Below are 1,395 nucleotides of genomic sequence, written 5' to 3'. Positions count from 1 at the left end.
TCCACCTTATCCTCAACAGAGGCTTCGTCGTTTTGGGAAGCTTCGAGCGATCAACCATTCGCGACGAGACTTCAAAGTCGGCGTTGATCTTCACGACGAGCAGCTTGCTGAAGTTGCCCGACACCTTGACTGAAACCTCATCCTTGGACTTGAATGGGGTGATGGTTTTGATCTCAATGTGATCGTTGCCAAGCCTACCGTCGGCACCCTGTGCGTAGTTCTTGTTCAGCTTTATTCCGTAGGTGATGGCGCCGAACAGTTCTCCTATGTCTCCGTACACATTGAGATGGCGACCTGTCTCAAGGTGGTAGCTTTCTGCCAGTGACAGGAGATCCTGAAAGTACGGGATCAAAGATCTGATCGCGTTGGGATATTTGGCGCGCCACTCGTGATATTGAAGCTGTTCTTCCACGTCGGACCAGGAAACCCACTCGCCGTCGTCATAGAAGGCTCGATCCCAGATATCAGCATCCATTTCAAACCTCTTGGAAGTCCGTTCTTCGCGACGCAGCCCGTGCGATCTTCTGATCGACCCAGCCAGAAAGGTGGTTCCAAAGTTCTTGGTCTCGGCCGACTTGGCAAGCGATCTCTATGATCTGCTGGTAGGAAATAGGCTTGATCGCCCTTTGGCCAGCTAGACTGGGATCCATCAGGCCCCGTTTCGCTTTCCGCGCCGTTGGAAAACCTGGGTGATCGGCAAAGGCTGCGAGGGCCGCCGCTTGCAAGTTGCGGTGCTCGCCTATCGCCGCCGCTAACACGGCGTTGCGCATCCACTGGTAGCCGTCTCCCTTAAAAGGGCAGGGCGTATGGTCAACATACGGATCGAGCGTGAAGACATTTGGGATGTACTCCCAGTATCGAATACCCTTGCCCGTAAGAGCACAGTGCGCGCGGACGCCGTTACGCGGGTTGATTTGGTCGGCGCACTTCCGTCGCATTGGCGTTCGCCTGAACCCAACACCGCCGTCTGACTACATTGTCCTCCGGGTTCAGTGAACTTGCACTCGATGACGAGTGCCGCCTTTGAGCCGACGGCCAGTGCATCGACTTGCGTAGGCCGAGGTTCTCCCAATAGCCGATCAGTATCCACCCACTCGAGTGTTATTGCCCATGGACCGCCCGAAGCCACCCCAACATGCTCCGCGATGGCGTCGAGGATGCGGTCGCGATCTCTGCTTGTCTTGAGTGTGCCGAACACATCGATCGCGATGGCTTGCGAGGAATGCGCCTTGTGTGCCTGAATTCGGTTTGTCCGATCGCGGTGCCAGGGGAACGCCTCCCAGTCCTCGATCGCTCCGTGGCTAGCCGGAAACAGATTTCTGCGAACTGCCTCGAAATCGGAGATCATCTCGCAGCGCCCCTCATTGCTGTCGAGCAAGGTGATGTTTCTCTCGA

At 56.1% G+C, this 1,395-nt stretch carries 1 protein-coding gene and 1 pseudogene; both read right to left on the bottom strand.

All coding sequences use genetic code 11. The features are described 5' to 3' along the window. The coding region (locus QN224_RS33470) for a hypothetical protein (protein WP_283980161.1) at positions 1–475 on the bottom strand (475 nt) is incomplete at its 3' end. 1 nt (position 476) lies between these two features. Continuing rightward, positions 477–1,348 (bottom strand): annotated as a pseudogene (locus QN224_RS33465) (hypothetical protein). Between the last annotated feature and the right edge of the window lie 47 nt (positions 1,349–1,395).

The sequence above is a fragment of the Sinorhizobium sp. 7-81 genome, assembly GCF_030124405.1.
Taxonomy (GTDB): Bacteria; Pseudomonadota; Alphaproteobacteria; order Rhizobiales; family Rhizobiaceae; genus Sinorhizobium; species Sinorhizobium psoraleae.
Note: the sequence above shows the minus strand (reverse complement) of the source record. Positions and strands in the feature narration are given on the sequence as shown.